14 protein-coding genes are annotated in these 23152 nt (G+C 67.9%); 7 read left to right on the forward strand and 7 right to left on the reverse strand.

What is annotated here, in order from left to right:
• Positions 1 to 101: 101 nt before the first annotated feature.
• Positions 102 to 1571 (forward strand): Tle-like phospholipase domain-containing protein, encoded by a 1470-nt coding sequence (locus LG3211_RS00755; RefSeq protein ID WP_057941169.1) that lies wholly within the window; start codon positions 102 to 104, stop codon positions 1569 to 1571.
• A 283-nt stretch (positions 1572 to 1854) separates the two neighbouring features.
• Complete coding sequence (locus LG3211_RS00760; protein ID WP_187313110.1) at positions 1855 to 2517, forward strand: ankyrin repeat domain-containing protein; 663 nt, start codon at positions 1855 to 1857, stop codon at positions 2515 to 2517.
• Positions 2518 to 2728: 211 nt separating this feature from the next.
• On the opposite strand, the gene LG3211_RS00765 is transcribed toward LG3211_RS00760, so the two are convergent.
• From LG3211_RS00765 to LG3211_RS00795, 7 genes are all read right to left on the reverse strand, one after another.
• Positions 2729 to 5587 carry an ATP-binding protein gene (locus LG3211_RS00765; RefSeq protein ID WP_057941171.1) on the reverse strand — a complete coding sequence of 953 codons (2859 nt, stop codon included), beginning with the start codon at positions 5585 to 5587 and terminating at the stop codon, positions 2729 to 2731.
• A 6-nt stretch (positions 5588 to 5593) separates the two neighbouring features.
• Positions 5594 to 6790, reverse strand: a complete 1197-nt coding sequence (locus tag LG3211_RS00770; RefSeq protein ID WP_057941172.1) for an EAL domain-containing response regulator — start codon at positions 6788 to 6790, stop codon at positions 5594 to 5596.
• 264 nt (positions 6791 to 7054) lie between these two features.
• Positions 7055 to 7693, reverse strand: coding sequence for a tetratricopeptide repeat protein (locus LG3211_RS00775; RefSeq protein ID WP_057941173.1), 639 nt, complete (start codon positions 7691 to 7693; stop codon positions 7055 to 7057).
• Positions 7694 to 7912: 219 nt separating this feature from the next.
• The gene (locus LG3211_RS00780) at positions 7913 to 10282 is read right to left on the reverse strand and encodes a family 20 glycosylhydrolase (protein WP_057941174.1); all 2370 of its coding nucleotides are present in this window, start codon (positions 10280 to 10282) and stop codon (positions 7913 to 7915) included.
• Positions 10283 to 10640: 358 nt separating this feature from the next.
• Entirely contained in the window at positions 10641 to 13253 is a 2613-nt protein-coding gene (locus LG3211_RS00785; RefSeq protein ID WP_057941175.1) for a TonB-dependent receptor, read from the reverse strand.
• Positions 13254 to 13495: 242 nt separating this feature from the next.
• Entirely contained in the window at positions 13496 to 16168 is a 2673-nt protein-coding gene (locus tag LG3211_RS00790; RefSeq protein WP_057941176.1) for a TonB-dependent receptor, read from the reverse strand.
• A 194-nt stretch (positions 16169 to 16362) separates the two neighbouring features.
• The gene (locus LG3211_RS00795) at positions 16363 to 17382 is read right to left on the reverse strand and encodes a glucokinase (protein WP_237049807.1); all 1020 of its coding nucleotides are present in this window, start codon (positions 17380 to 17382) and stop codon (positions 16363 to 16365) included.
• A gap of 470 nt (positions 17383 to 17852) precedes the next feature.
• Here LG3211_RS00795 and LG3211_RS00800 point away from each other — a divergent pair, with 470 nt between their 5' ends.
• The 5 genes from LG3211_RS00800 to LG3211_RS00820 all read left to right on the forward strand — a co-directional run bounded on the left by LG3211_RS00800 (position 17853) and on the right by LG3211_RS00820 (position 23062).
• The gene (locus LG3211_RS00800; RefSeq protein ID WP_057941178.1) at positions 17853 to 19169 is read left to right on the forward strand and encodes a sugar MFS transporter; all 1317 of its coding nucleotides are present in this window, start codon (positions 17853 to 17855) and stop codon (positions 19167 to 19169) included.
• A 261-nt stretch (positions 19170 to 19430) separates the two neighbouring features.
• The gene (locus LG3211_RS00805; RefSeq protein ID WP_057941179.1) at positions 19431 to 20237 is read left to right on the forward strand and encodes a lysophospholipid acyltransferase family protein; all 807 of its coding nucleotides are present in this window, start codon (positions 19431 to 19433) and stop codon (positions 20235 to 20237) included.
• Between the two features lie 7 nt (positions 20238 to 20244).
• The gene (locus LG3211_RS00810; RefSeq protein ID WP_057945174.1) at positions 20245 to 21234 is read left to right on the forward strand and encodes a YheT family hydrolase; all 990 of its coding nucleotides are present in this window, start codon (positions 20245 to 20247) and stop codon (positions 21232 to 21234) included.
• 76 nt (positions 21235 to 21310) lie between these two features.
• Positions 21311 to 21910, forward strand: coding sequence for a TetR/AcrR family transcriptional regulator (locus LG3211_RS00815; RefSeq protein ID WP_057941180.1), 600 nt, complete (start codon positions 21311 to 21313; stop codon positions 21908 to 21910).
• A gap of 117 nt (positions 21911 to 22027) precedes the next feature.
• Positions 22028 to 23062, forward strand: coding sequence for an NADP-dependent oxidoreductase (locus LG3211_RS00820; protein WP_057941181.1), 1035 nt, complete (start codon positions 22028 to 22030; stop codon positions 23060 to 23062).
• The last annotated feature ends 90 nt before the right edge of the window (positions 23063 to 23152 follow it).

Raw genomic sequence — 23152 nt, forward strand, 5'->3', positions numbered from 1 at the left:
CCCCTCCCAACCCTAGGGCCAACCCTAGCTCGGGCCCGTACCAGCTATTTCTGCACAATCTCTCCCCATACGCTGCCGTCAAGACTGAGGAGACGGCACCGATGAGCTGGACCGATATCACCAATCCGCTGCGTTTCGCGATCAACCAGTACCTGCACCAGCAGCCGCTCCCGCCCGCGCCGCCGCCGCCTCCCCCGCCGCCGGTCGAAGCCAAGGTCGAGCTGCCGTATTCGCCGCACGTGCCGGTGCCGCAGGCGCAGCAGACGCCCTTCAGCGATCAGCTGCGCGGCCAGCAGCCGCAGAAGGAAATCGATACCGCGCTGGCCGAGCTGTCCAGCGACGTCTACGAGCCCTCGCGCACCGGCGCGGCCGGCTGGACCAAGCTGACCCCCGATCAGCTGATCAACCTCAAGGGCGCCGACGGCAAGCCGGCCGGCATCGATCCGGCTTCGCTGGACACCACCGGCACCGGCTTCCGCGCCGCGGTCTATACCAACGGCGACGGCCAGTACGTGGTCGCCTTCGCCGGCACCAACGACGCCGGCGGCGACCTCATCGCCGATGGCGGCCAGGGCTTCGGCATCAACACGCCGCAGTACAACCAGGCCGTGACCCTGGCGAAGGAAGCCGAAGCCGCCTTCGGCGACAACGTCGTGTTCACCGGCCACTCGCTCGGCGGCGGCCTGGCCTCGACCGCCGCGCTGGCCACCGGCAACACCGCGGTGACCTTCAACGCCGCCGGCCTGAGCAACGACACCCTGCGCGATCTGGGCTTCACCCCGCACGACGCCCGCTCCCAGGCCGAGGACGGCCAGATCCGCCGCTACAACGTCGACGGCGATCCGCTGACCGGCGCGCAGCAGGGCGTGGAGCTGATCAACGGCATGCCCGACGCGGTCGGCTACGAACTCAACCTCGCCCATCCCGGCGGCTGGGCCAACCCGCTCACCGCGCACGGCTCCGCGACGGTGATCGAAGCGATGAAGACCCAGACCCCCACGCCGACCCCGGGCATCGAGGGCGACGAACTGGGCCTGCTCGATCGCGCCGCCGAAGACGTGTCGGAAACCGCGCTCGACCTGGTCGGCGATGCCGGCAACGAGTTCGGCGAGCTGATGGTCAACGGCTACCAGCACGGCGCCAACTTCGTCGACGACGTCAAGAACGTGGCCAGCAACGAATACGCCGACGGCCGTTACTTCGACGGCACCTTCAAGCTGGCCGGCGATCTCACCGAAGGCGTGCTGAACTTCGCCGGCGATTCCGCCCACGGCGCGTTCAACCTGGCCGGCGATACCTTGCAGGGCGCCGGCGAGCTGACCGGCGGACTGATCCGCGACGTCGGCGAGTACGTCGGCCTGAAAGGCACCGGCGAAACCGTCGCCGGTTGGGTCGAGGACGGCGGCGAATGGCTCGGCAATCGCGCCGAAGACCTGGGCGGCCTGACCGAAACCGTGATCGACGGCGTCGGTACCGCGGCCGAAGTGACCTTCGATGTCGCCGGCGATGTGGTCGAAGGCGGCGTCAACGTGGTCAAGGACGTCGGCAGCTTCCTCAATCCGTTCGATTGATCCGGCCCGTTCGCGCGGCGGCGGCGTGTAAGCCTCGCCGCCGGCGCTCCCCTGTGATCGCATCGCGCCAGGCCGCCCGGCCCGCGCGGCGCGATCCCGGCGCGCTTCGCATTACCCGTCGCGGCAGTGCGCTACGATCCGGCCACGATCACGACAGCGGAGGCCTCGCGCCATGCTCCTTGCTCGATTGATGCCGCGCCGCGTGCGATCGCGGATGATGGCCGCCGCCGTCTTGCTTATGCTGCAGGTCTGCACGGCGTGTGCGGGCCCGGGGAAAGGATCGATGCAAGCCAGCGAAGTCTTCACCGATGTGCGCAGCGCGGAACTGGCCGAAGCCGCCGCCGCCGGCAACGCCGCGCGCGTGCGCGAACTGGTCGCGGCCGGCGCCAACGCCAACGACCGCGGCGCCAAGGGCGTCACGCCGCTGCAGTGGGCGCTGTACAAGCACAGCGTCGCCGGCATGCAGGCCTTGCTGAGCGCCGGCGCGGACCCTGCGGTCGGCGCCGACGACGGCATGACCGCGGTGCATCTGGCGGCGATGGCCGACGATCCGCGTTATCTGCGATTGCTGCTCGAACACGGCGCCAGTGCCGACACGCCCAACACGGTGACCCAGGCGACGCCGCTGGTGTCGGCGCTGATGGGCGAGCGCACGCAGAATTTCGAAGCCTTGCTCAAGGCCGGCGCCAAGCCCGATGCGGCCGACCGCATGGGCAACACGCCCTTGCATCAGGCGGCGAAGATCAACGAATTCGGCCACGCGCTGGAATTGCTGCAGGCCGGCGCCAGCCCGAATGCGCGCAATGTGCAGGGCGCGAGTTTCCAGCGTTTCATGTTCATGACGCCGGAAAAGACGCTCAACTCGCGCACTCGCGGGGAGCGCGAGGCGGTGATCGCTTGGCTGCGCGAGCATCAGATTCCGATTGAGGATGCGCAGGCTAAGTAGTCTGGCTTAAGAGCAAATCCCCCGGCGCAGCGGGGTTCTCGGCATGGGATGGCGCGCAGGCGCCAGCCCCCTTTTTCAAAGGGGGCGATTTGTCGTGGGCTTCGTCCGACTATGCATGTCCACCTGAGTCGTTGCCGTCCCCCTTGAGCCGTTGCTGTTCCCCCCTTTGAAAAAGGGGGGCAGGGGGATTTGCTCTTCCCGCACCCACCAACTACCAAGGCACCCGCCGCACCCGCTCCAACGCCGTCTCCACATCGCTGAGCAAGGGCAGCACCAGCCCCCAGTCCTGCGCCTGCGCGGCATGTTCCAGCGCCTGCGCCGCTTCGGCCAGTTCCTGCGCCCCGACCAGCAGCGCCGCGCCCTTGATCCGGTGCGCATGCCGCTGCACCGCGGACAGATCGCTCTCGTTGCGCGCGGTCTGCAGGCCATGCAGATCCTGTTCGCTGGCGCCGATGAAATCCGCCAGCACCTGTGCCGCGTCGCCGCCGACGTCGTCTAGCAGGTGCTGCAACACGCCGATATCGAGCACGCGGACGCGATCGTGGCCTTCCTCCAGCGCCGACGGCGCGCTGTCGCCGACGGCGGCGGTATGCGGCAGCCAGCGGCGCAGGGTCGCGGCCAGGCGCGCGACCGCGACCGGTTTGATCAGGCAATCGTCCATGCCCGCGGCCAGGCAGGCCTCGGCCTCGCCCTTCAACGCCGAGGCGGTGAGCGCGACGATCGGCGTGCGCGCCGCCTCGTCTGAGCGCGCCTCTTCCGCGCGGATCGCCCGCGCCAACCCGTAACCGTCCAACCCGGGCATGTGCACGTCCGACAACACCAGCGCGTAGCGGCCGCTGCGCCAGCGCTGCAGGCCTTCTTCGCCGCCGTCGACCGCTTCGCAGGCATAACCGGCCAGGGCGAGTTGGCGCGCGATCACCAAGCGATTGGTCGGATGATCGTCGATCAACAGAATCAGGCTGCGCTCGCGCTCGGCCGTCGCCAGGTCCGGCAGCGCGCGCGGAATCAAGGTCTCGCTGGCCGGCGCCGCCGCCTCGGCCGCGGCCAGCGCATCGGCGGCCGCGCGCGGCAGCGCCACGCGCAGGCGCATCGTGGTGCCGACGCCCGGTTCGCTGTCCATGCTGATCGCGCCGTCCATCAGCGTGGCCAGGCGCCGGCAGATCGCCAGCCCCAGGCCGGTGCCGCCGTAGCGGCGCGTGGTGTCGCTTTCGGCCTGCTGGAACGGCTCGAACAAATGCCGCTGCTGTTCGGCGCTGACGCCGATGCCGGTGTCGGTCACGCGCAGGCATAGGCGATCGCGCGCCCGGCCGGCTGCGTCCGTGTCGGCCGGACCTTCGTATTCCAGCGCCGCCTGGATCATGCCGCGCTCGGTGAACTTCACCGCGTTGGAGAGGAAATTGCCGAGGATCTGCCGCAGCCGCAGCGCATCGGCGTAGTGCGCCGGCGCGATCGCCGCGTCGATGTGGCAACTCATCTGCACGCCGCGGCTGGCCGCCGCGCCGAGAAAACCGGCGACCGTGGTGCGCAGCAGCGCCGACAGGTCCACCGCTTCCGGCGACAGCTCCAGCCGTCCGGCTTCGATCTTCGAAAAATCCAGGATGTCGCCGATGATCCGCAGCAGCGATTGCGAGGACTGCTGGATCACCTCCAGCGCGCGGCGCTGCTCGGGATCCAGGCGCGAATGCGACAGCACTTCGACCATCCCGGTCACGCCGATCATCGGCGTGCGGATCTCGTGGCTCATCGCCGCCAGGAAGGACGACTTGGCGCGGCTGGCGTCCTGCGCGCGCGCTTCGCTGGCGCGCAACGCGCGTTCCAGGTGCTTGAGCGCGCTCAGGTCGGCGGCGACCACCAGCAGGCCCGGCGTTTCGTCCTCGCCGTCGCCGGTGGCCGAGACCGCGACCAGTGCCGGCACCCAGGTGCCGTTGCGATGACGCAGCCGGGTTTCGCGCGGCTCGGCCTGGGCGCGGGCGAGTTCGCGCAGCGCGGTCCAGTCGGCGGCGACCGGGCGCCCCAACTGATCGCTCAGTTCGCTCGCCAGCGTCTGCAAGGCGCGCGCTTCGAAGATGCGATGCAGGTGCTCGCGCCCGATCAGTTCCGATTCGCGGATGCCCAGCAGGCGTTCGGCGAAGGGATTGACCAGGGTGAAGCGGCCCTGCGCATCGACCGCCAGGATCGCGGTCTGCGCCGAATCCAGCAGCGAGGCCTGGAAGCGTTCGCGGCGTTCGAGTTCGGCGCGGGTGCGTTCGTTGCGGATCAGCTGGCCGGTGAGCTCGGTCTCGAAGCCCAGCACGTCGCGGCGCATGTCGATGAAGGCCTGCATCACCGCGCCCAGCTCGCCCGGCGGCAGTTCGCCGGGTTCGGCGGTGTAGTCGTGCTCGCGCATGCGCCGCGCCAGCCAGGTGAGTTTGTCGATGCCGCGCGAGGCGTTGCGCAGCACGCGCCGGCCGACCAGCGCGGCGATCGCCAGCGCCAGCAGCGACACCGCGATGCGCAGCATGCTGACCCGCTCGCTGCGCACGATGTCGGCGCGCACCACCTTGTCGGCCTGGACCAGTTCCAGGTCCGACAGCATCTGCATGCGCTGGGTCAGCGGATCGATCGCCGGATACAGGCGGTGATCGGCGAATTGCCCCAGGGCCTTGATGTCGCGCCGGTGCAGGATGCCGCGCAGTTCCAGCGCGGCGGCGTCGGCGGTGCGGCGCGCCTGCGCGGCGGCGTACAGTTGCTCGATTTCCTGCGGTGTGTGCGGCAGCGATTGCAGGCGCAGCCAGGCCTGATCGATGCGGCGGCGCGCGTTATCGACCCGCTCCAGGCCCTCGTCCCAGCCGACCAGATCGTTGCGCACGCGGAAGGTGGTATCGACCACGTCCAGGCCGTAGGCGTCGGACACGGTCTTGATCAGGCGCAGGCCGAGCAGGGCGTCGTCCTGCAAGGTCTGCAGGGTGCGGCGCGCGCGGTATTGCTCGAACTCGTCGAGCAGCAGCACGCTGGTCCCGGCCAGCAGGAACAAGGTGAACAGGCCCCAGAGCTGGCGGCGGATGCTGTAACGGTCCAGCCAGGCGAACATGGCGCCTCAGTACTCGGGCCGGCGCCAGCGACCGAGCATGGCCGGCAATTCCTCGCCGGGCACCGCGTCGCCGATCAGCCGCCCCTGCGCGATCGCGCAGCCCAGATCGGCCAGCATCTGCCAGTCCTCGATGGTTTCCACGCCCTCGGCCACCGCGTCCAGGCCGAGCTTGCGCGCCAGATCCAGGCTGGCTTCGACCACCGCGCGCTTGCGCGGCTGCTGGCAGGCGCCGGCGACGAACTCCTGATCGATCTTCAATTCGGTGAACGGCACCTGCGAGAGCTGCGACAGCGACGACCAGCCGGTGCCGAAGTCGTCGATCGACAGGCCGAAGCCCTTGAGCCGCAAGCGCGCCAGCACGCCCAGCCCGCGCGCGGCGTCGGCCATCAGCGAGCTTTCGGTCAGTTCCAGCACCACTTCGCCCGCGTCCACGCCGGCCTCGCGGACGATGCGCTGATAGCGGTCGGCGGCGCCGGCGTCGTCCAGGGTCGAGGCCGAGACGTTGACCGACAGTTTCAGGCGCAGGCCGTCGCGGTCCCATTCGCGCTTCCAGCGGCAGGCTTGGGCGAGCATGCGTTCGGTGAGTTCGTCGAGCAGGCCTTCGCCTTCCAGCACCGGCATGAAGTACTGCGGCAGGATCACCCGGCCGTCGCCGTGGCACCAGCGCGCCAGCGCTTCCACGCCGACGACCCGGCCGTTGCTCAGTTCGACCTGGGGTTGGAACCAGGGAACGATGTCGCCGTTGGTCAGGGCCTGGCGGAGTTCGGCAGGGGCGATTTCGTCGGGTGGGGTTTCTTCCACGCTGGCCTTGGTTTGGCCCAGGGTGGACAAGGCTTCGAACAATTTGGCTTTCGTCAGCGGCTTGGGCACCGCGTCGAGCACGCGCAGGCCGCAGGCGCGGGCCATCGTCTGCACGGTGTGGAGCAGGGCGGCGTCGAGGGCGCTGACCACCAGGATCGAGCGCGCCAGTTGTTCGCGCGCCAGATGGTCGATGAATTCGATCCCGTCCATGCCCGGCATGTCCAGATCGACCATCACCACGTCCGGCGGCTGCGCCTGCGCCCGCAGCAGGCGCAAGGCCGAAGCGCCGTCGGCGGCTTCCAGCAGGCGGTCGATGCCCAGTTCGGCGAGCAGGCGCAGGGCCATGCGGCGCTGGAAGCCGTGATCTTCGACTACCAGGACACTCAGTGCCGATATGGACATCCGATCCCCGACCGCGCATGCAACGACAGACCGGCGCTACGCAGCGCGCGCGGTCTTGGACGGCCGACTTTAGCCGCGTCCCTGTGTCAACGGGAACGGCGGCGACGAACGGTCGCCATCGACGTTACCGATCGCGTCGCGGGCGCGGTGTGAACCTTGTAGCGGTTGCGCATCGGGCGTCGCATCGACGCCCGCGCGTGTTCGAAGCGCGAGGCGGGAAACGGGCTTCGCCGTTCCCGCATCGCGTGCGCTGTCAGCGCCGGCTCAGGGCCAGGCCGGCGGATTGGCCGCCCACGCCTTCTGTACTTCGGCCAGGGTGGCGCGATCGGCCGCGCGCCAGTGCGGCAGCAAGGTGGCGTAGGCGGAAGTGTCGCGCCACTGGTCCGGCTCGCTGCGCACCGCGGCGGCGTACCACTGCACGGCCTCGTCCTTGCGGCCCAGCGTCCACAAGGCGACGGCGTAGGTCGGCGGCATCCATGAGGCGTTGACCGTGCGCGCGTTGTGCAGGGTCGTCCATTGCCTGAAGGCTTCCTCGCCGGCGCCGGAGCGGTACAGATCCCAGGCGTAGTTCCAGGTGATCGACCGCCAGTAGGTGCTGCCGCTGTCCACTTCGCGCAGGGCGCGGGCGTAGAGCTGGCGGCCGAGCTCGTTGCGTCCGGCCTCCATCGCCAGATGCCCCAGCTGGGCGGCTTCGTTGGGCGCGTGGGCCTTGCGTTCGAGGATCTTGGCCAGGCGCTCCATCGCCGCTTCGCCGGTTTCGCGCACGGCGATCACCGGTTTGACGGTCTGGGCGTCGGCATCGAAATAGAATTCGTTCGGCTTGGGCAGGTTTTGCGCGCCGGCTGCGCCGGACGCGAGAGCCGTGGCGAGTGCCGCGGCCAACAGCAGATTGCGGATAGGCATGTACGTGGGTCCCCCTTGGGCGGCTACATGCTAACCGCTGACATGCACGATCTATGAATCCGCGCACATATTTTCTTTACCAAATGCTGGCGCCGGGCTGACCCGGCGTGCTCGCGGCGGCGAATGGCGAGGCAGTTCACGGCACCCGCCGCGGAACCGCAGCCCTGCCGGACGGCCCGGAGCGGAGCCGTCCGACGCGCAATCGCCGCGCCGCGCGGCTTATTCGGCCGGCTTGAGCACCACCCGGTCCAGCGCCCACAACGGATCGTGGCCGCCGCTGGCGAACACGAAGCACAGGTCGTGGCGACCTTCCAGCTTGGGCAGTTTGGCCTCCAGCGTGGTCACGCCGTCGGACTTGCGCGCCGCGGCCAGCGGCAGGCGCGCGATCGGCGCGCTTTTGCAGTCGTCCAGACGCACTTCCAGCGAACCGCCGAGGGTGGCCTTGCGGGTCACGATCTTGCTGGTGTCGTGCCACAGCTGGAAGTTGTACGGCACCTGCCCGACCGTGGCACGGATGCGGGCCACGCCGTCGAGCTGCGCGGCCGGGTAGATCCAGCACGGGTCGATCAGGTTGACCGTGAGCGCGGCGCGCGCGCCGTCGCGGCCGCCGTCGCGCGCGGCGTCGTCCTCCAGGCGCAGGTTGTAGCCTTCGCGGCAGGGCTTGAGCGCGGCGCTGCTGCGGGCGCTGAGGTCGGACAGGTCCTTGGCGCTGAACCGGCGCGGCGCCGACAGCGCGCGGCCGTCCAGGAAGGTGGTCGCGACCAGATCCAGCGGCGGCGTCGCCGGCAGCGGCTGCGAATACAGCGGCGAACCGGCGTCCGGCTCGGCGCCGTCGGTGCGGTAGCGGATTTCGCCGAAGCCGGCCTGGTTGGACAGCGTCAGCTGCGCGTTGTCGGCCTTGAAGTCGACCGCGTAGGCGACGTCGCTGGCCTGCACGCCCTGCGCCCGATAGCGCGCGAACTGCGGCGCCAGGCGGTGCTGGAAATCGTTCCAGTCGCGGCTCGAGGCCGGCGACCAGACCACTTCCGACAACGCGTCCAGACGCGGGTACAGCGCCTTTTGCACCAGATCGAAGCTGCGCCTGTGTTCGACCCACAAGTTGCCCTGTCCGCCGATCACGTGCTTGGCCTGCTGTGCATCGAGCCCGGGCGGAATCATCTGGAAGTCGTAGAACGCGCGCAGCGTGCTGACCGGGAAGCGGCCGCTGGGCTCGTCGTCGCGATCGCTCTGCACGTAATCCAGATACAGCTTGCGATCGGGCGATACGACCACGTCGTGACCTTCGCGCGCGGCTTCCAGCGCGCCGGCGTCGCCGCGCCAGGACATCACCGTCGCGCTCGCCGGCAGCTTGCCGCCTTCGAGGATTTCGTCCCAGCCCAGCAGGATCCGGTCGTGCTCCTGCAGGTGCTTGCCGATGCGGCCGACGAACCAGCTCTGCAGCGCCATCTCGTTCTTCAGGCCCAGCGACTTGATCTTCGCCTGCACTTGCTTGGATGCGATCCACTGATCCTTGGCCGCCTCGTCGCCGCCGATGTGGATGTACTTCGACGGAAACAGCCCGGCGACTTCATCGAGCACGTTCTCGAGGAAACTGAAGGTCGAATCGTCCACGCCGAACAGATACGTGTGCACGCCCCAATCCGGCGATACCCGCGGCGCCTTGCGCACCACGTCGGTCACGGCGAGTTCGGGATAGGCGGCGATCGCCGCCTGCGCATGCCCGGGCATTTCGATTTCCGGCACCACGGTGATATGGCGCGCGGCGGCGTAGGCGACCACGTCGCGGATCTGCTCCTGAGTGTAGTAACCGCAGTACTGCTGCGGTTTGCCGTCGGCGCCGCGGCCGTTGGCGCCGGCCAGGACGCGGCAGCCGCCGACTTCGGTCAGGCGCGGGTATTGCTTGATCTCGATGCGCCAGCCCTGGTCGTCGGTGAGATGCCAGTGGAAGGTGTTGAGCTTGTGCAGCGCCATCTGGTCGAGCACCGCTTTGACTTCATCGACGCTGCGGAAGTGGCGCGCGACATCCAGCATCAGCCCGCGCCAGACGAACGCCGGCGCGTCGTTGATGCGCTGCGCGGCGATGCGCGTGGCGCCCTGGCCGCCGTCGGCGGTGGCCAGCTGCCACAGACTGACCGCGCCGTAGAACAGGCCGGCTTCGGTGCGCGCGCTCAGGCGCACGGTGTCGGCCTGGACATCGAGCTCATAGGCTTCATCGCCGATGGTCAGGTTCGGATCGATGTTGAGCCAGACCGCGCCGCGGCCGCCGGGTGCCTCGGTGACGGCGGGAGCGAAGCCGCGCAGGGCCTGGACGCGCTGGGCGAAGTACTCCGCCACGCGGCGCTCGCCCGGCTGTCCGGGCTTGATACGGATCGGCGTACTCGCGTCGAAGACGAAGCTGCCGCGGCCGGCGACGATCTGCAGCGGGCGGGGAATGATCGCGCTGGGATGCGCGGCGTTCGAATCGGCGGGCGCGGCCGCTGGGTCGCCGGTCGCGGCGCTGTCGCTGCGCGGCGCGGCGCTGGTGCAGGCGGCCAATGCGGCGGCGAGCGTGGCGGCGGCGAACAGGTGGCGGGTCGTGCGCGTCTTCATCGTGGACTGGCTCCGTGGAAGGCGTCGTGCGAACAGGTCGGAAAGCGGCGTTCGATCGGCGCTGTTTGAGGCGTGCGAAGAAAAGTGTGCGAGGTCCTTTGTGGGAGGGGCTTCAGCCCCGACGCTTTTCTTTCGGATCACCGCGTCGGAACGGAAAGCATCGGGGCTGAAGCCCCTCCCACAAAAGATTCCGGAACAACAAATCAGGAATCTTCAAAGCGCCGAAGCCCGGCACGCGAGTACCGGGCTTCGGATGTGACCGGCTAAACGACTGCGCGAACGCTTTCGCCTCGCCCCCGACACGCGCCGGCCCGATGGCCGGCGCGCGCGGTGTTGCATCGATTGCGGAAAACGCCAATCAGAACTTGAAGCGGAACGAGGCCATGAAGCGACGGCCGGTGTGGAAACGCTGCGCCACCAGTTCTTCGCGGCCCAGGTACTGCAGATACTCTTCGTCGAGCAGATTCATGCCTTCCAGCGACACGGTCAGGCGTTCGTCGAAGGTCCAGCTCACGCTCGCGCCGAGTTCGGCGTAATCGTTGACGCTGGCCGGCGGCGCGCCGGCGACGTAACCGCCGGCCAGGTAATCGCTGCGCCAGTTGTACGACAGACGCGCCGCGAACGGGCCGCGCTCGTAGTACGGGCTGATCGCGACGCTGTCGCGCGACTGGTACGGCAGCTTGGTGCCGCCGGAGCCTTCGCCGTCGGCGTAGGTGTAGTTCGCGGTCAGGCCGAAGCCGGTGTCGCCGAAGGGCTGCTGATAGCTCAGGTTGAAGCCCTTGACCTTGCCCTTGCCGGCGTTCTTCGGACGGATGATGCTGTAGTCGCAGAAGCCGTCGGTGGTGCAGCCGTTGGTGCCGACGATCTGGCTCTGGTAACGGTCCGGCGTGGTCTGGGCGTTGGAGTTGAACTGACGCTCGGTCGCCGCGTCGCTGGAGATGTAATTGTCGATGTCCTTGTAGAACACCGACGCCGCCAACACCGCCTGCGGGGCGAAGTACCACTCGGCCGACAGGTTGAAGTTGGTCGATTCGTACGGATCCAGGTCCGAATTGCCGCCCGAGCCGGTGAAGGTCGAATCGTTGAGGAAGGTGTTGTGCGTGAGCTGGTTGTACGGAGCCCACGCCACCACCTTGGCCGCGCCGAAGCGGAACAGCACGTCCGCGCCGGTGTCGTAGACCACGTTCAACGACGGCAGGGTGAAGTCTTGCTTCTTCGAGGTGTGGCGCTGCTTGGACGCGAGGTTGTCCAGGCTCGGCGCGCCGCCGGGCTCGAAGGCCACCGCGTCGGTCTTGGATTCGACGTAACGCACGCCGAAGTTGCCGCGCCATCCGCCCGAGGAGAAGTCCAGCTGCGCGTAACCGGCGGTGTTGGTCTGCTCGACGTTGAAGGTGTTGTTGAGGAAGCTGCCGGCGTCCGGACGCAGGATGCCGCGGTACTGGTTGACGTAGTCGATGACGTTCTGGCGGCCGACCTGGACGTGGCGGCCCGAGCCGTCGTTGAGATCGCGCAGGCTGGTCGCGCCGATGGTGCCGACGGTGTTCAGATCGGCGACCGGCAGGCCCACGTACACGTTCTGCACGTAGTCTTCTTCGTGCTTGCCGCGACGCACGCCGAACTGCAGGTTGTTGAACACGCTGTCGAAGCGGACGTTGAAGTCCACCTGGGCGTAGTTGTCCTTGGTCTCGGTGTCGATCACACCGTAGTTGCCCATGAAGCCGTCGCCGGCCCAGTTGGCCGGGTTCTGCGCCGCGGCCGGGTTGTCGAAGCTCAGGCCGCGCTTGGCGTCCCAGCTGTAGCCGCCCATGAAGACCGGTTCGATGAACCACTGTTCCAGGGTGTTGTCGGACTTGCTCGCGCCGATCTGGCCGGACACGCCCCAGGTATCGGTCTGATACTTGCCGTGCAGGTCCACGCCCTTGGTGACGGGCTCGGAGGCGCGCACGTTGTTGTCGTAGAACACCGGATTGGCGTTGCTGTGGCCGCCGGTGGCGACGCCGCCGGAGGTGGTGAGGCGATCGACCGCGGCCGGGCGCTGGGTCAGGAAGTTGTAGACCGACTGGTTGTAGTTGTCGAAACTTTCCTTGATGTACAGCCCGCTCAGGCCGAACTCCAGTTCGTCGCTGGGCTTGAACTGCAGGTTGACGTTGACGCTGTCGCGCTTGCGGCTCTGCTGGAACCAGGCGGCGTTGATGAAGTTCGGCACGTCGATGTCGGCCGCAGCTCCCGTCTGGTTCGGGAACGCGCTGGCCTTGACGTAGCCGAACACTTCCGTGCCCTGGCGATCGACGTCTTCTTCGAAATGCTGCGCGGCGATGTTGAAGCCGAAGTTGCTGTCGGCGTTCTTCCAGCTGTAGACGATCGAACCGCTGGGACGGGTGTCGCCGCCCTGATCGTTCTTGTTGAAGCTCAGGGAGCCGGCGATGGAGTTGGCGTCCATGTCCAGCGGCTGACGGGTGTGCATGAGCACGGTGCCGCCCAGGCTGCCTTCGGTGATGCGCGCCTCGGAGGACTTGATCACTTCCAGGCGGCCGAGGATTTCCGGCGCGAGCAGGGTGTAGTCGAAGCCGCGGTTGGGCTGCTCGCCGTACAACCAGATCGATTGCGCGACCGGATGGTTGTCGAGGAAGGTCAGGTTGAGGCTGGGGTCGGTGCCGTCGATGCTGACGCGTTCGCCCTGGCCGAAACGGCGGTCGAGCGAGACGCCGGGAATCTGCGACATCGCTTCGGCGACGTTGGTGTTGGCGAACTTGCCGATGTCCTCGGCGGTGATCGCCTCCGACACGGTCACGTTGGCCCGCTTGGTGTCGAGCGACTTTTCCAGGCTGGCGCGGATGCCGGTGACGACGACGGCGTCGAGGTCGGTGGCCTGCGTTGCGGCGGGCTGGGCGTCTTGAGCGATCGCCAGGCCGGGGCCCATGCATAGAGCTGCGACGATGCTGGCTGACAAGATGGTCTTGCGCGCTTTCATTTTGTTCCTCCCTCGGGCGGTGATGGCTCTACGATCGTCCGGGAACCGGTTCGTCGCGAAGTCCTGTTTTCGTTGCGAAACGTTTTTGATTCGATGCCTTGCGCGACACGGTGGCGGGTGACCGCCCGGCCGCGCCGGATGTTGCCGATACCGCTTACCGCTTCGTCGCGCCGCCGCGTGCAATGCGCGGCGGTGCGCCGTTTACCGCTGCGTCGCCGGCCGCGCCGGCGACGAAGGTGGGGTCAGAACGAAAAACTCATCGACGCCATGTAGCGGCGGCCGCTGGTGTATTCGTTCAAGGGCAGGCTCTTGTCGCCCAGGTACTGCGTGTACTTCTCGTTGAGCAGGTTCTGCGCGTCCAGGCGCACGGTGCAGTGCTCGTTGAACGCCCAGCCGACGCTGGCGCCCAGGTCGGTGTAGTCGTCCACGCTCGCCGGCGGCGCGCCGGCGACGTAACCGCCGGCCAGGTAATGGCTGCGCCAGCCGTAGCTGATGCGCGCGGTCAGCGGACCCTTCTCGTAATACGGGCTGACCGTCACCGATTCCTTGGACTGATACGGCAGCTCATCGCCCTGCTCGCTCTTGCCCTTGGCGTAGGTGTAGTTGCTGGTGATGCCGAAACCGGTTTCGCCGAACGGCATCTGCAGGGCCAGGTTGAAACCCTTGATGGTCGCCGCGCCGCCGTTGCGCGGACGCAGCACCGCGTAATCGCAGAAGCCGTCGGCAGTGCAGCCGTTGCGGCCCAGCAGGGCGCTGTTCCAGCGCGCCGGATCGATGTCGCGCAGGGAGTTGAAGTAACGCTCCTTGCCGTTGTCCAGGTTCACGAAGTTGCTGATGTCCTTGTAGAACACCGACAAGGCCAGCGCCGATTCGGGCGCGAAGTACCACTCCAGCGACGCGTTGAAGTTGTTGGACTGATACGGATCGAGCTTGGAGTTGCCGCCCGTGCCGGTGAGCAGGCCGTCGTCGAGGAAGGTCGCGTCCACCAGCTGGCGGTACGGCGCCCAGGCCACCACCTTGGAGGCGCTGGCGCGGATCACCCAGTCGTCGGCGATGTCGTAGACCACGTTGAGCGAAGGCAGCCAGTAGTCGTTCTTGTTGCTGCGCGTGACCCACCATCCGGCCTGAGCCGGCAGCACCGGCTGGCTGCCGGCGAGCTCGTAGCTGCTGGTTTCGATATCGGCCTGGACATGACGCACGCCAACGTTGCCGTGCAGGCGGTCCTGGCTGAAGTTCAGCTGCGCATAGGCCGCGGTGTTGGTCTGCTCGACGTGGAAGGTGTTGTTGAGGTAGTTGCCCGGATCGCTGTTGTTGAACGAGTAATCGATGTTGCGGCCGTTGACCCAGCCGATCACGTCGCTGCGGCTGAGCTGCAGGTGGTGCGCGTGGCTGGGCGAGAAGCCGCCGAAATCCTTGAGGATGTCGGTGTAGCCGGAGGTGCCGATGTCGGCCAGGGTGGTGTTGGCGGCGATGTCGAACACGTTGAGGCTGTTGGACTCCTCGTGCTTGTGCCGGCGCAGGCCCACTTCCAACTGGTTGAAGAAGCCGTTGAAGTTGACGCTGAAATCGACCTGGGCGTAGCGGTCCTTGGCCTCGATCTGGAAGAAGTTGACGTTGCCGATCGAATCGGTGGCGCCCCAGTTGCGCGGATCGCGCGAGCCGGCGAGGTCGTCGAAGAACACGCCCTTGCCGATGTCCCAGCGGTAGGCGCCGGTGTAGGTCGACTGCAACAAGTACGTGCGCATGTTGTCGTTGGTGGCCTTGCTCTGGCCGACCTGACCGTTGATCTTCCAGCCATCGCCGCGGAAGCTGCCGCGCAGGTCCACGCCCTTGGTTTCCACTTCCGACACGCGCGCGTTGGCGTCGTAGAACACCCGCGCGTTCGGCCCGGAGTGGCCGCTGGTGACCACGTTGTTGGCGCCGAGCTTGAGCTGATCGACCGAGTCGGCGCGATCGCTGAGGAAGTTGTAGACCGACTGGTTGTAGTTGTCGAAGCTTTCCTTGATGTACAGCGTGTCGAGGTTGAACTCCAGCGCGCTGCTCGGCTTGAACTGCAGGTTCAGCGCGACGCTGTCGCGTTCGCGATCCTGCTGGAACCAGGCGGCGTTGACGAAGTTCGGCACGCGCGCGCCGGCCGGAACTTGCGCGGCGGCGTTGGGAAACGTCGACGGCGGCACGTAGCTGAAGATCTCCACGCCCTGGCGGTCCACGCGTTCTTCGAAATGCTGCGCGGCGACGTTGAAGCCGAAGGTTTCCTGCGCGTTTTTCCAGCTGTACAAAGCCGAGGCGGTGGGTTTGCCCTTGCTGGCCTGGTCGTTGTAGCTGTAGCCGATGGTGCCGCTGAAGGTGTTGGCGTCCAGGTCCAGGGGCTTGCGCGTATACATCAGCACGGTGCCGCCGAGGCTGCCTTCGGGCAGCTTGGCTTCCGGCGATTTATAGACTTCCATGCGCCCGATCAGTTCGGACGCGATCAGGGTGTGGTCGAAGCCGCGATTGGGCTGCTCGCCGTGCAGCCACGGCGTTTGCGCCAGCGGATGGCCGTCGAGAAAGGTCAGGTTGAGGCTGGGGTCGGTGCCGTCGATGCTGACGCGCTCGCCCTGGCCGAAACGGCGGTCGATGGTGACGCCGGGAATCTGCGTCATCGCTTCGGCGACGTTGGTGTTGGGAAATTTGCCGATGTCCTCGGCGGTGATCGCCTCGACCACGGCGTCGGCGCTGCGCTTGGTCTCCAACGATTTTTGCAGACTGGCGCGGATGCCTTGCACCACCACCGCGTCGATGTCGGTCGCATCCGTCGCCGGCTTGGCGTCTTGAGCGGAGGTGGCCTGCGCGGCGTCCTGTGCCGGGGCGATGGACGAAGCCATCGCCAAAATCGCGAAGATGCTGGCGGACAGGATGGTTTTGCGCGCTTTCATTGGCTACTCCTCCCTCGACATTGATTGGCTCGGCGATCGACCGGGCAGGTCGGTTCGTCGCGAAGCCGGTTGTGCGAAATCAGGTGTGCAGCGGGTTGTTGCCGAACCGTTCCGGGCAGGCGTCGCCCGGTGTGCAGCGGTGTTTCGCGTTCGCCGCCCGCTCGCGGTGGGCGGGCGGCGTGGCGAATGCGCGGTTACTGCGGGTGTTGTCGCGGCGCGGCGAGAGCGTCTTGCCCGGACTGCGCCAGGTGTTCCAGGTACCAGCTCGCCGCGCCGATCACGCCGAGGCGTTCGTTCTCGATCAACCGCACCGGCACGCGTTCGAGCACCGGACGCATCACGCCCTTGTCGAGCATCCGCGCGTGGAATGCGCTGTCGGGCACGAAGTCCTTGAGCTGCGGCAGGATGCCGCCGGCGATGAACACCGCGTTGGCGCGGCTGATCACCACCAGATCGCCGATCACGCTGCCCAGCAGCGCGCAGAAGGTCAGCACCGCTTCGCGGGCCAGCGCTTCGCCGCGACGGGCGGCTTCGGTGATCGCCGCCGGCGCGCGCAGCGAGGCTTCCACGCCGCTGAGCGTGCACAGCGCGCTGTAGAGGTTCACCAGCCCGGGGCCGGAGACGAAGTATTCCGTCGGCACGTGGGTCTGCCCGCGTTGCTGGGCCAGGCGCAGCATTTCCACTTCGCGGCCGTTGCCCGGCGCGAACGCGGTATGGCCCGGCTCGGTCGGCAGCACCACGGTGGAGTGGCCGTGCGGGATGCGCAGCGCCGCGCCCAGGCCGGTGCCCGGGCCGATCACCAGCACCGGGCCGGGACCTGGATCGGCTTCGCTCACGCCCGGCGTGAGCAGGGTGGAGTCGGCCGGCGCCATGCATTGCGCGGCGTTGGCGTTGGCCTGGAAATCGTTGATGACCAGCACTTCGTGCAGGCCCAGTTCGCCGCGCAGCTGCGACAGCGAGATGCGCCAGGGCAGATTGGAATTGACCACCTCGTCGTCGAGCACGACGCCGGCGGTGGCGATCACCACCCGGTCCACGCCGACGCCGTTGCCGGCGATGAATTCGGCCAGGATCGCGGCCAGGCCGGGATAGTCGGCGCACACGTATTTGCGGTGCGCGAGCACGGCCACGGTGGATTCGCCGCCATAGCCCGGACGTACCAGGCCGACACGGGTGTGCGTACCGCCGACATCGGCGGCGATAAAAGTATTCATGTTCGCGGGCATTGTTCGCTTGAGCTGAGGCGCAGCGCTCATGCTCGCACCCATCCGCCCGGCGCGGTCGCGCCGATGCGTTCGCGCCGGGGCATCGAAACCCCGTGCCTGCTTTGCCCAAACAATGCCTTCAACAGCCCGTCCCACTGCATGCGCCCTCCACGGCTGCCCATCGGTTTCCCCTGGCGGCGCCGAGATTGCTCCGGCTTTGACAACGTTGTCAACAAACGTCGTCAAAAGTGTCATCCGGCTGCGCAAACCGTGTGCTCGCTTCATTTTTAATGATGCGGCGCAACATGCCGTCGCGCGCCGGAGATCACGTTCTGGCGCGGGTTTCAGCCCATTCGTCCCGGTTCGGTTGGCAGGACCCGGGCAGATGTGACAACGTTGGGCAGTCGCTTGTCGTGCCGGTCAACCGGGACAGGCGACGCGTGGCGGGCGTCACCCGCTGCTCTGGGAGGGGATGTCTCATGTCGGTTTCCAACGCCAGCGCTCAGCCGCGGTATCTCGGCTCGATCGCGATCATCGGCGCGCTGTTCTTCGTGTTCGGTTTCGTCACCTGGCTCAACGGGCCGTTGATCACCTTCGCCCAGCTCGCTTTCGACCTCGACGAGGTCGGCGCCTTCCTGGTGCCGATGGCGTTCTATCTGTCGTACTTCTTCCTGGCCCTGCCGTCGTCGGCGATCCTGCGCCGCACCGGCATGAAGCGCGGCATGGCGCTGGGCCTGCTGGTCATGGCGATCGGCGCGGCGGTGTTCGGCGAGTACACCACCCAGCGCTGGTACCCGGGCGCGCTCGGCGGCCTGTTCGTGATCGGTGCGGGCCTGGCGGTGCTGCAGACCGCGGTCAATCCCTACATCAGCATCCTCGGCCCGATCGAAGGCGCGGCGCAGCGCATCGCGGTGATGGGCATCTGCAACAAGGTCGCCGGCATCCTGGCGCCGCTGCTGCTGGGCGCGCTGGTGCTGCATGGCATGGGCGATCTGGCCGCGCAGGTGAAGGCGGCCGATCCTGCGACCAAGGCGCAGTTGCTCGACACCTTCGCTTCCAGCATCCACGCGCCGTATCTGGTCATGGCCGGATTGCTGGCGTTGCTGGCGGTCGGCGTGCTGTTCTCGCCGCTGCCGGAGCTGCGCGCGGCCGAGGCCAATCGCGCCTCGAACGGCGAAAACGGCGGCCGCGCCAACCTGTTCCAGTACCCGCACCTGTGGCTGGGCGCGCTGTGCATCTTCGTCTATGTCGGCGTGGAAGTGATGGCCGGCGACGCCATCGGCACCTACGGCCACAGCTTCGGCCTGCCGCTGGACAAGACCAAGTTCTTCACCTCGCTGACGCTGGGCGGGATGCTGGTCGGCTATGTGGTCGGGCTGATCGTGATTCCGCGCTTCATCTCGCAGGAGCGTTATCTGAGCCTGTCGGCGGTGCTCGGCGTGGCGCTGTCGATCGGCGCCTTCGTCACTCACGGCTATGTGTCGGTGGCCTTCGTCGCCGCGCTGGGTTTCGCCAACGCGATGATGTGGCCGGCGATCTTCCCGCTGGGCATCCGCGGGCTGGGGCGGCACACCGAGGTCGGTTCGGCGGTGATGGTGATGGGTATCGCCGGCGGCGCGGTGGTGCCGCAGTTGTTCGCCGCGCTCAAGCAGCACATGGACTTCCAGCTGGTGTTCTTGCTGCTGATGGTGCCTTGCTATCTGTACATCCTGTACTTCGCCAAGGCCGGACATAAGGTCGGGCTGCGCGATCGCGGCGCGGTGTCGGATGGGGCGGTGGCGGCTTCTTCGAATTGAGGTTTGCGGGGGGAAGAGCAAAAGCAAATCCCCCTACCCCCCTTTTTCAAAGGGGGAATCCGGCCGACTTTGCGGGCCCACCGTTGCCGAGGCTGTTCCCCCCCTTTGAAAAAGGGGGGTAGGGGGGATTTGCTCTTAAGCCCCATCCCAGCCCATTCAGCCCCACCCGGACGGTCAAATTTTCACCATCGCGTTTAAAACGCCGCCGCCGCCCGCAATCGCCGCTGGCCGCTGCGACATCGCTTAGGTATCGTGCACACAATGAATGCGCCGCCTCCCCACGCCGGCGCGGTCGCGCCTCCCGGTGCGTCGGCCGCGCGCGCGCTGCGTTACCTGATCCGTGTGCCGCTGCTGGTGTGGCATCTGCTCATCCACCTGCCGCTGGTGCTGTTGCTCATCACCTTGCCGACCTCGCGGCTGCCGCTGGGTGGCGAGACCCTGGAGGAACGCCTGATCCGCGCCTGGGCCGGCGGCCTGATGCGCATCTTCGGTTTCAGCCTGCGCCGGATCGGCACGCCGCTGGCCGGGGCGACCTTGTTCGTCGCCAATCACGTCAGCTGGGTCGATATCGAGATCCTGCACAGCCAGCGCATGATGGGCTTCGTCGCCAAGCGCGAAATCGCCGGCTGGCCGGTGGTGGGCTGGCTCGCCGCGCGCGGCCAGACCATTTTCCATCACCGCGGCAACACCGAATCGCTCGGCGGCGTGCTGCATGAAATGCTCTCGCGCCTGCGCGCGGGCCGTTCGGTCGGCGTGTTTCCCGAAGGCGGCACCCGCGGCGGCCGCGAGATCGGCCCGTTCCACGCGCGCATCTTCCTGGCCGCGGTCGAAGCCGGCGTGCCGGTGCAGCCGGTGGCGCTGCGCTACGGCGAGCGCGGCGACGCCCAGACGGTAGTCGCATTCCAGGACAAGGAAAGCTTTTTCGCCAACTTCCTGCGCCTGCTCGGCGAACCCGGGCGCGTGGCCGAAATCCACTTCCTGACACCGATCGGCCCGGGCGAAGCCGATGGACGCCGCCGCATCGCCGAACTGGCGCGGCTGCGCATTATCGAGGCGATGGCGAGCTGATCCCATGTTGACTGCAGCCGATTACGCTCCGCCGCGCTGGCTGCGCAACGCCCACGTGCAATCGGCGCTGGGTTCCAGTCCCCTGCGCCGGCGCAACGCCGAACGCCGGCTGGCGGCGATCGGCGCGCGCACCCAGGCGCACATCATCGAAACCGACGGCGGCGTGCGCCTGCACGGCCTGCACAGCGCCGTGGACGGCGTCGCCCCGCGCGGGCTGGTGCTGCTGCTGCACGGCTGGGAAGGCAGCGTGGATTCCAACTACATGCGCCTGACCGCGGCGCAGTTGCTGGCGCGCGGCTTCGAAGTGTTCCGGCTCAACTTCCGCGATCACGGCGACACCCATCACCTCAACGAAGGCCTGTTCCACTCCAACCGCATCGACGAAGTGGTGCAGGCCACCGCGCAGATCGCGCGGATGTTTCCGCTGCGGCCGCTGTCGGTGGCCGGGTATTCGCTCGGCGGCAACTTCGCCCTGCGCCTGGCGCTGCGCGCGCCCGAGGCCGGGCTGCCGCTGGCGCACGTGGCCTCGGTGTGTCCGGTGCTGGACCCGGCGCGCACCATGGAGTCGATGGAAAACGGCCTGCGTTTTTACCTGTGGTACTTCGAGCGAAAATGGCGCGACTCGCTGGCGCGCAAGCGCGAGCTGTTCCCGGGCGTGCACGACTTCGACGACCGCACGCTCGGCCTGAGCATGCGTCCGCTGACCCAGTGGATGGTCGAGCGCCACACCGACTTCGGCACCCTGGATCGCTATTTCGACGGCTATTCGGTCGCCGGCCAGCGCCTGGCGCAGTTGCAGGTGCCGGTGAGCATCCTGATGGCCGCCGACGACCCGGTGATTCCGGTGGCCGGTTTCCGCGAACTGGAGCTGCCCGCGAACGCGCGCCTGGAAGTCGCATCCTGGGGCGGGCATTGCGGGTTTCTGGAGAACGCCCAGCTGGACGGCTTCGCCGAGCGCTGGATCGCCGACCGCATGGAGAAGCTGGCCTCGGCCTGAGCCGCCATGGCGGGCCCGGCGAAATCGTTCGCGGCAGCACTAGACGACCGGTCTAATTGCCTCTAGAGTGCCCGCCATGACCTCCACCGCCCCCAGCGACGTCCGTCAGCACATCCTCGATGTGGCCTTGCCGTTGCTGCTGCGCAAAGGCTTCACCGCGGTCGGCCTGACCGAGGTGCTGACCGCCGCGCAGGTGCCGAAGGGCTCGTTCTATCACTACTTCGGCTCGAAGGAAGCCTTCGGCGAGGCGGTGCTGGAGACCTATTTCGCCGGTTATCTGGCGCGCATGGACCTGCTGCTGAGCCAGCCGGGCACGGCCGCGCAGCGGCTGAGCGGCTACTTCGACGACTGGCTCGACTCGCAGACCGGCGACGAAGCCAGCAGCCGTTGCCCGGTGGTCAAGCTCGGCGCGGAAGTCAGCGACCTGTCCGAAAGCATGCGCGCGGCGCTGGAGCGCGGCACTCGCTGTATCACCGAGCGCCTGGCGCGCTGCATCGACGCCGGCCGCGCCGACGGCTCCTTGTCGGCGCCGGCCGACAGCCGCGCCGCGGCGGTGACGCTCTACCAGAACTGGCTCGGCGCCAGCCTGCTGGCCAAGATCGCCCGCGATCGCGCGCCGCTGGACACGGCCATGGCCGGCACCCGGCAACTGTTAGGCCTGACCCAAAACGTTTGAAGCGGGACGGTGTGAACGCCGACCCGATTTTTTGTACCCGATCACTAGGCGACCGGTCTATTTGCAGTCACCGAGTCGTCCGAACCCAACCCACGCACCCACCCGATAGGAGCCTCCATGTCGCAGCCGCAACCCGTGAACCGCCGCATCGTCCTCGCCGCCCGCCCGAACGGCATGCCGACCACGCAGGACCTGCGCCTGGAAGAAGCCGCCGTGCCGACGCCCGGCCCGGGCCAGCTGCTGTTGCGCACGCTGTACCTGTCGCTGGACCCGTACATGCGCAACCTCATGGACGAAGCCGGCACCAGCTACGCGCCGCCGATCGCGCTGGGCGCGCCGGTGGTGGGCGGCACGGTCAGCCGGGTGGTGAGCTCCGAGCATGCGCAGTTCAAGGCCGGCGACCTGGTCCTGAGCAACGCCGGCTGGCAGGACTACGCGCTGTCGGACGGCACCGACCTGACCGCGCTCGGCGACATGGCCCAACCGTCCCTGGCGCTGGGCGGCCTGGGCATGCCCGCGTTCACCGCCTATGTCGGCCTGCTCGACATCGGCCAGCCCAAGCCGGGCGAAACCGTGGTCGTGGCGGCGGCGACCGGCGCGGTCGGCGCGGTGGTCGGGCAGATCGCCAAGCTCAAGGGCGCGCGCGTGGTCGGTATCGCCGGCGGCGCGGACAAATGCCGCTACGCGGTGGAAGAACTCGGCTTCGACGCCTGCATCGACCGCCACGATCCGCAGCTGGCGCAGCGCCTGGCGCAGGCCTGCCCGGACGGCATCGACGTGTACTTCGAGAACGTCGGCGGCGCGGTGTTCGAGGCGGTGCTGCCGCTGCTCAACCACTACGCACGCGTGCCGGTGTGCGGGGTGATCGCGCACTACAACGACGAAGCGCAGCCGCCGGTGCCCAACCCGCTGCCGGGGCTGATGACCACGCTGCTGCAAAAACGCATCCGTCTGCAGGGTTTCATCATCCTGGACCACTACGCCGAGCGCTTCGAGGCCTTCCGCCGCGAGATGGGCGAATGGGTCGCCGCCGGCCGGGTCAAGCTGCGCGAGGACCGCGTCGACGGCCTGGAGAACGCGCCGGCCGCATTCATCGGCCTGCTGCAGGGGCATAACTTCGGCAAGCTGGTGGTGCGCGTGGCCGAGGCCTGAGCCCGGCCGGGCGGGACAGAGCGAGGGGGCGGAGAGCGATCGCGACCAGCGGCCAGCGCATAAAAAGCGCGAAACCGCGCGCGCCCCTAC

The sequence above is a fragment of the Lysobacter gummosus genome (assembly GCF_001442805.1).
Classification (GTDB): Bacteria; Pseudomonadota; Gammaproteobacteria; order Xanthomonadales; family Xanthomonadaceae; genus Lysobacter; species Lysobacter gummosus.

Coding starts and splice junctions, on each gene's coding strand:
- LG3211_RS00755 (WP_057941169.1), top strand. CDS start 102: ATGAGCTGGACCGATATCACCAATCCGCTGCGTTTCGCGATCAACCAG.
- LG3211_RS00760 (WP_187313110.1), top strand. CDS start 1,855: ATGCAAGCCAGCGAAGTCTTCACCGATGTGCGCAGCGCGGAACTGGCC.
- LG3211_RS00765 (WP_057941171.1), bottom strand. CDS start 5,587: ATGTTCGCCTGGCTGGACCGTTACAGCATCCGCCGCCAGCTCTGGGGC.
- LG3211_RS00770 (WP_057941172.1), bottom strand. CDS start 6,790: ATGTCCATATCGGCACTGAGTGTCCTGGTAGTCGAAGATCACGGCTTC.
- LG3211_RS00775 (WP_057941173.1), bottom strand. CDS start 7,693: ATGCCTATCCGCAATCTGCTGTTGGCCGCGGCACTCGCCACGGCTCTC.
- LG3211_RS00780 (WP_057941174.1), bottom strand. CDS start 10,282: ATGAAGACGCGCACGACCCGCCACCTGTTCGCCGCCGCCACGCTCGCC.
- LG3211_RS00785 (WP_057941175.1), bottom strand. CDS start 13,253: ATGAAAGCGCGCAAGACCATCTTGTCAGCCAGCATCGTCGCAGCTCTA.
- LG3211_RS00790 (WP_057941176.1), bottom strand. CDS start 16,168: ATGAAAGCGCGCAAAACCATCCTGTCCGCCAGCATCTTCGCGATTTTG.
- LG3211_RS00795 (WP_237049807.1), bottom strand. CDS start 17,382: ATGAATACTTTTATCGCCGCCGATGTCGGCGGTACGCACACCCGTGTC.
- LG3211_RS00800 (WP_057941178.1), top strand. CDS start 17,853: ATGTCGGTTTCCAACGCCAGCGCTCAGCCGCGGTATCTCGGCTCGATC.
- LG3211_RS00805 (WP_057941179.1), top strand. CDS start 19,431: ATGAATGCGCCGCCTCCCCACGCCGGCGCGGTCGCGCCTCCCGGTGCG.
- LG3211_RS00815 (WP_057941180.1), top strand. CDS start 21,311: ATGACCTCCACCGCCCCCAGCGACGTCCGTCAGCACATCCTCGATGTG.
- LG3211_RS00820 (WP_057941181.1), top strand. CDS start 22,028: ATGTCGCAGCCGCAACCCGTGAACCGCCGCATCGTCCTCGCCGCCCGC.